This window comes from Chitinophaga sp. (assembly GCF_035564935.1).
In the GTDB taxonomy this organism is placed as follows: domain Bacteria; phylum Bacteroidota; class Bacteroidia; order Chitinophagales; family Chitinophagaceae; genus Chitinophaga.
In genome coordinates this window covers 1-6,905 of sequence record NZ_DATMTE010000827.1, presented here as the reverse complement: position 1 = coordinate 6,905, position 6,905 = coordinate 1, and the positions used below count along the sequence as shown (strand labels likewise).

The 6,905-nt window shown below is 49.1% G+C and carries 4 protein-coding genes; all 4 read left to right on the top strand.

The genetic code is table 11. The annotated features are described in order from the left end of the window. The first annotated feature begins 39 nt into the window (after window positions 1-39). The 4 genes from VN105_RS21490 to VN105_RS21475 all read left to right on the top strand — a co-directional run bounded on the left by VN105_RS21490 (window position 40) and on the right by VN105_RS21475 (window position 6,890). Window positions 40-660 carry an RNA polymerase sigma-70 factor gene (locus VN105_RS21490; RefSeq protein ID WP_325644052.1) on the top strand — a complete coding sequence of 207 codons (621 nt, stop codon included), beginning with the start codon at window positions 40-42 and terminating at the stop codon, window positions 658-660. A 92-nt stretch (window positions 661-752) separates the two neighbouring features. Next, window positions 753-1,925 carry a FecR family protein gene (locus tag VN105_RS21485; protein WP_325644050.1) on the top strand — a complete coding sequence of 391 codons (1,173 nt, stop codon included), beginning with the start codon at window positions 753-755 and terminating at the stop codon, window positions 1,923-1,925. Between the two features lie 230 nt (window positions 1,926-2,155). Next, window positions 2,156-5,440 (top strand): SusC/RagA family TonB-linked outer membrane protein, encoded by a 3,285-nt coding sequence (locus VN105_RS21480; protein ID WP_325644048.1) that lies wholly within the window; start codon window positions 2,156-2,158, stop codon window positions 5,438-5,440. A gap of 10 nt (window positions 5,441-5,450) precedes the next feature. Next, window positions 5,451-6,890, top strand: a complete 1,440-nt coding sequence (locus VN105_RS21475; protein ID WP_325644046.1) for a RagB/SusD family nutrient uptake outer membrane protein — start codon at window positions 5,451-5,453, stop codon at window positions 6,888-6,890. Window positions 6,891-6,905: the final 15 nt, after the last annotated feature.

The following is a 6,905-nucleotide window of genomic DNA, read 5'->3' as shown; positions in this document are numbered from 1 at the left end:
TTCCCTTTTTTAGATTTTTTATTATAGTTTGCAGGAGAAGTGGAACATGAATACGGAAAGCAATTGCCAGTCAGCCAAACATATAACGGGAAGGCGCTTCTTTTACAGATAGCAGCAGGAAATGAACTTGCCTACAGGCAGGTGTTTAACAGTCACTGGAACCAGATCTACCAGGTAGCCCTCAGCTTCCTTAAAACACCCGGGGAAGCAAAAGAAGCGGTGCAAACAGTATTCATCAAACTATGGGAAAAAAGACATAAACTGCCGGAGGTCGAAAACTTTGATGCCTGGCTGTTTATTGTAGCCCGTAATACGATTGTCAACATCCTTCACCAGCAGGCCTCCTTTGTGGATGTAGAACAGGTGGGAGATACGATACCGGAAGATTATCTCACGCCGGATTCCCTGCTGGAATACAAACAAACCGCGGCCCTTATACAGGATGCCATTGCACAGTTGCCACCACAACAATCAATTATTTTCCGGTTAAGCCGGGAACAGGGCTTAACACATCCGCAAATTGCACAGGAGCTGAATATTGCACCGGCCACCGTAAAAAGCCATATGGTACGCGCGCTCAATACCATCCGGGAATATGTCCGGAAACATGGTAGCAACGCGTTGCTCATCATCTGGCTGCTGGAAAAAACAGGGAAATAAAAAAAACTTTTCACTCCACTGCACCTATCGCCCTTTTTTATGGTCTTTATAGTAAAGACACTATTAACTGATGTCTTAAAATGTAATCGTGTATGCATCCTTCCGGGGGATTTCAGTCATTAATGGATAAATACCTCACTAACTCCATCACTGCAAAGGAGAAGGAACTGCTGTTTGCTATGATCAGGAGCAGGCAACATATGCCTGTACTGGAAAAAGCAGTGGACGAGGCACTGGAAATACCGATGGAGATACCGGAAGACATGGCGCTCAGGGAGGAGATCTTTGCTTATGTGCAGGCGCATAGGCAGCCGGTGAAACAAATAAGATACTGGCAGCGCTATGCAGCGGCAGCAGCCGTTTTACTGCTCATTGCCACCGGCGCCTATTATTGGTGGCCGCCACACTCACCTTCCCCCCGGCCGGTGGCCACCTATATCAGCACTGCTAAACCCGGCGCCAATAAAGCGATTCTTACACTGGCCGACGGCTCCAACGTTACACTGGACAGCGCCGGCAACAGGCAATTGCAGCAAGGCGCCACTTCCGTGCGTCAGCAGGGCAGCCAGCTGGTATACAATGTACAGGGCAGTTCTCCCGGCCTAAGCTATAATGTATTACGTACCCCACGCGGAGGGCAGTTCCAGGTAACATTGCCGGATGGTACCAAAGCCTGGCTCAATGCTGCATCATCGATCCGGTACCCTACTGCATTTACCGGTAAGGAAAGAAAAATAGAAATTACGGGAGAAGTATACCTGGAGGTAAGCCCCTTTAATACAGGCACTGCGGAAGCCATGCCCTTTGTTGTAGTATCTGCACATCAGCGGGTAACTGTGCTAGGCACACAATTTAATATCAACGCATACGAGGATGAAGGAACTACCAGCACTACCCTGGTTGCAGGGAAAATAAAGGTGGCCGCTCAAAACAGTAATGCCGGTATTATACTGGCGCCGGATCAGCAGGCGGTAGTAGCTCATAACAGCGCTCTTGTATCTATCCCGGTAAAACAGGTAGAGACCTCAAAAGTAATTGCATGGAAAAATGGCTATTTTGATTTTGAAGAAGAAAGCCTGGCTGTTGTGCTACGCCTCCTGTCGAGATGGTATAACGTGGATTTTGAGGCGGATCCCGCAATGCTTCACCTGAAATTCAGCGCCGTAATAGCCCGTTCCTCGCAGATCAGTGAGGTGTTGTCATTATTGTCGGCCACCGGGGCGGTGACGTTCAGGGAAGAAGGAAATAAAATTAAAGTATACTGATTTTTTATACCGACTGTCGTTTTTAGAGTAACCACGCGCACCACCACGCAAGAGGTAAGATCTGTCATGCACTGCAGGCTGCGCAGATAATGCCTCTGTTCAATAACGCGATTAAACCAGGATCTGCACAAATGAAACATTTGTGGCTTTATTATCATTCCCTGCACTATGATGGCAGGACAAAGACCAAACCATTATCAACCATGAAGTTTAAAGCTATTTTTCTGCTGATGACATGTCTGCACATAGCGGCAGCAGGCTTCTCACAGATCACGATCTCAAAAAACAGCACTACGCTGGCAGAAGTATTTAAAGAGATCCGGAAACAATCGGGTTATGTATTTATTTATAACAACGATATGTTACCGGAAGAAAAGCGGTTCGACCTGCACGTAAAAAATGCGCCGGTGAAAGAAGTACTGGCACAATGCCTGAAGGGCCTGCCGCTTATCTATACTATCCGCGATGCCAATACGATTGTAATAAGCCCCTACAAGCCCACCAATGCAGACGACCAGGTGCAGCCCTTCCTGCTGAAAGGCCGGGTGGCCGATGCAGGCGGGCAGCCACTGGCCGGCGCCAGTGTGGTAGTGAAAGGTACCCGCTTTGGCACATCCACCCAGGCGGATGGTACTTTCCTGCTGCGTGTTCCGGATGAAAGATCCGTTATCCTCATCACCTTTGTGGGCTTCAGATCGCTGGAACTAAAGCCCTGGAAAGAAGGAATCCGCACTATCCAGCTGGAACGGACCGCAGTAGAAATACAGGATGTAGTGGTGCGCACAGGGATGTTCGACAGGAATAAACTGACCTTTTCCGGCGCAGTTGCCTCTTTCAGCGGAAAAGACTTACGGCGGGTAGGTAACCTCAACGTAGTGCAAAGCCTGAAAACACTGGACCCATCCTTCATTGTTACCACCAATAACATCCAGGGCTCCAATCCCAACCAGCTGCCCAACATAGAAGTACGCGGCAAAACAAGCCTTTCATCCAGCACGGTAAGGGACCAGTTTTCAAATGATCCCAACCAGCCCCTGTTTATCCTGAATGGAATGGAAACAACCCTGCAGCAGATCGTGGATCTTGATATAAACCGGGTGGCTTCCATTACCCTGCTCAAAGATGCGGCATCCACCGCACTGTACGGATCCAGGGCCGCCAACGGGGTGGTGATCGTGGAAACCATACAACCCAAACCGGGAGAGCTCAACGTATCGTATACCGCCGACCTCCGCTGGGAAATACCCGACCTTCGCGATTATAACATGATGAATGCTGCAGAGAACCTGGAATTTCAACGCCTGGCAGGATTGTACAAAAGCGGCAACGGCATCTCCGGCATCACCAATGATAATCTTTACAACCAACGACTGGCAGCGGTGCGCAGCGGCGTTAACAGCTACTGGCTCAACGTTCCGCTGAGAAACAGCTTCACCAGCGGACACTCCCTGCGCGTAAGCGGCGGCAGCCAGGAATTTCAATATGGCATAGGCCTCAATTACCGCGGGCTGAATGGCGTGATGAAAGGATCCGGCAGAACCACCTGGGGCGGCACCGTAGACCTGGCCTACCGCAAGAAAAAACTGAATATCACCAACCAGCTGTATGTTAATGGGACCAGCTCCGATGAATCGCCTTACGGCTCATTCAATGATTTTGTAAATATCAATCCCTACTACCGGAAAAAACGAGACGACGGCAGCCTGAATACCGACAGGTACCTGGAAACCTACCTGGTAAATACCAACTCCTTTATTCCCGATACCGTTAAAGTAGGCAACCCGTTATACAACGCTACCCTTAACTCAAAAAATAATACCAATACGCTCATACTCCAGAACAACCTGAACTTCATATATGACTTTACCCGGGCATTGCGTTTCTCCGGCGGACTGCAGGTACAAAAAGGAGCTATCAAAGGAACGCTTTTCATCCCCGCTGCCAATACTATGTTCGATACAGTAGATACTTACCGTAAAGGCCGGTATACCGATTCGCGGACAGACAATATGAGCTACCAGGCCAACCTGATGCTTACTTACCGGAAAGTATTCAGGGATGTGCACAGCTTTACCGGGAACGCCAGAACTGAAATGCAGGAACAAAGCCAAACCTATTCCGCTTATACAGCTACCGGCTTTCCGGAAGGCGTAAATCCCAATCCCGCTTTTGCCTATGGCTTTCTACCCGACAGCAAACCGGTATACCAGAAAACAACCGTGAGAAGGGTAAATGCGCTGGCCAGCGTTAACTATGCCTACGATAACCGCTACTTCGTAGATGCCAATTTCAGGATCGATGGCTCCACCTCTTTTGGCGCCGAAAACAAATACTCCCCTTTCTGGTCGGTGGGCCTGGGCTGGAACATCAGCAGCGAACATTTTTTGTCGGACCTGTCATGGTTAACCATGCTACGTATCAGGGGAAATATAGGTACCACAGGTAACCAGGCGCTGGGCAGCTATGCTTCCACTTCTGTTTACGGGTATGAAAACAACCTGAACATCTATGGCCAGGGGCTTTATCTTACCCAACTCGGCAACCCCTTGCTGGAGTGGCAGAAAACACAAAGTACCAGCGTTGGTTTGGATGCCGCCCTGTTCGACAACCGCCTCACTGCTACTTTCAATGCATATGAAAAACTATCGAAGCCGCTGATCACGGATGGCTCACTGCCTGCATCTTCCGGGGTTTCCACCTATGTGCTGAACGTGGGCAACCTGCGAACCCGCGGTGTGGAAGCTATTGTGCGGTACTCACCCATTTATCAGCCACGGAAAAATATCCTGTGGACGCTCGGTTATACCGGTAGCTTATACAAAAGCCGGTACGAAGGCTTCTCCAACATCCTCAAAAACCTGAATGATGAAGCACAAAAGTCCAACTCCCTGCAACGCTATCTCGACGGCTACAGCCCTGATGAACTCTGGGCAGTAAAATCTCTCGGTATAGATCCCGCTTCCGGCAAAGAAGTTTTCAGGAAAATAAACGGTGAAAAAACACTGGTATATGACCCGGCCGATATTGTACCACTTGGCAATGGCCGGCCGCAGGTGGAAGGCGTGATTAGTTCCAATCTCAATTTCAAAGGATTTCTCTTCGGCATTAATCTCCGTTACAGCATTGGCGCTTATATTTTCAATTCCGCCCTGTACAATAAAGTAGAGAACATCAGCTTCGACCAGTTGCAGTACAACCAGGATAAAAGAGCATTGGAACTCCGCTGGAAACAACCTGGCGATGAAGCACTGTTCAAAGGTATCAGCCTCACCGATGTAACGCCAATGTCGTCGCGTTTCATCCAGAAAGAAAACTATCTCACCGGCGAATCCATTAATGCAGGTTACGAATTTCGCTCAGTCCAATACCCATGGGTACGGCGTCTGAAGCTGCAAACCATCCGGGTGAACGCGTATATGAATGATATTTTCCGCCTGTCGGATATCAAGGCAGAAAGAGGGATTGATTACCCCTTCAGCAATGCGGTTTCTTTCAGTTTAAACATCTTCTTTTAAATACTTTTTTATGCAACCGATACAACGCATATTTCCGCTCCTGTTACTTACTCTTTTCTTTCTCACACTGGCATCGTGCAACAAATACCTGGATGTGCAGCCGGAAGACAAGTTCCTGGAAAACCAGGTATACAGCAGTCAGACATCTATCCGTAATGTGATCAACGGTATTTACCTCAACCTGGCAAAACCAACCGTATACGGCCGCGAACTCACCACCACTACCCTCGATGTACTGGCCCAGTATTATAATTGCGGCGCCACTTCACATCCATTCTATACAACCGCCGGTTACAAGTATGGGGATGCCACCACCATGGGGCACACCGCCGGTATATGGAACAGCTCCTACACAGCCATTCTTAATATCAATCTCTTTATCCACAATCTCGACAGCGCGAACAATGTGTTAAGCGCAGAAGAGAAAAATCTCCTGCTTGGAGAAGCATACGGGCTCCGCGCATTTGTAGCTTTCGATATACTGCGGCTTTTCGGCCCCGTATATGTCACGGACTCCACTAAAACAGCCGTTCCCTACCCGGTTACACCGGATTCAAAAATAGAAGCGCTGCTGCCCGCCAATACCGTTATTTCAAATGTACTGGCCGATATTGCCACCGCTGGAAAGCTGCTGGAACACGACCCGGTACGCACTGCCGGTATACAGACCCCCGAGGCTGTTTCCGATAAGTTCTTCAGCCTGCGCAATCGTCGTATGAACTACTACGCGGTAAAAACACTGCTGGCAAGAGTGCTGCTATACCGGCGCGATAACACAGGAGCAGCTGCAGTGGCCACCAGTATCATCAATGAAGCCACGCCCTGGTTCCCCTGGAGCCCGGCGGCACTATCTGCACCCGGCATCGCAAACCCCGACCGCATCTTCTCTTCCGAAATTATTTTCGGACTGGAAAATGCGGATATGTATACCACCCAAACAAGCTGGTTCGCAGCCAGCCTGAACACCAGTCTCCTGGCCCCCCTGCCGCAGCGGCTTACCGCTATTTATGAGGATTACAGCAACGATTACCGCTACCGGATCAACTTTGATATAGACAGGACTTCTACCCGTACAGACAAAACTTTTTTCAAGTATGCAGATATACAAAACAAAAACCTGCTTTACCGGAAACTACAACCGCTCATGCGTATTACGGAATTATACTACATCGCCATGGAAGGAGAAACAGACGACGGCAAAGCAAGCACGCTGCTGAATACTGTGCGTTATAACAGGGGCCTTCCTCCCCTTACCATCAGCGGCGATAAAAGAGCACAGCTCACCGGAGAATACCAGAAAGAATTTTGGGGCGAAGGACAACTGTTCTACTATTATAAACGCATTAACCAGTCTTCCATCAACAGCGGGGCCTCTGCCAATGCTACTATTGCCATGACGCCGGATAAATACGTAGTGCCGCTCCCGTTATCTGAAACCACTTTCAGATAATCGTCCTCTTCCTAA

Bases quoted from the DNA above. Each gene is read 5' to 3' on its own strand.
- VN105_RS21475 (WP_325644046.1), top strand. From the start codon at position 5,451: ATGCAACCGATACAACGCATATTTCCGCTCCTGTTACTTACTCTTTTC.
- VN105_RS21480 (WP_325644048.1), top strand. From the start codon at position 2,156: ATGACATGTCTGCACATAGCGGCAGCAGGCTTCTCACAGATCACGATC.
- VN105_RS21485 (WP_325644050.1), top strand. From the start codon at position 753: ATGCATCCTTCCGGGGGATTTCAGTCATTAATGGATAAATACCTCACT.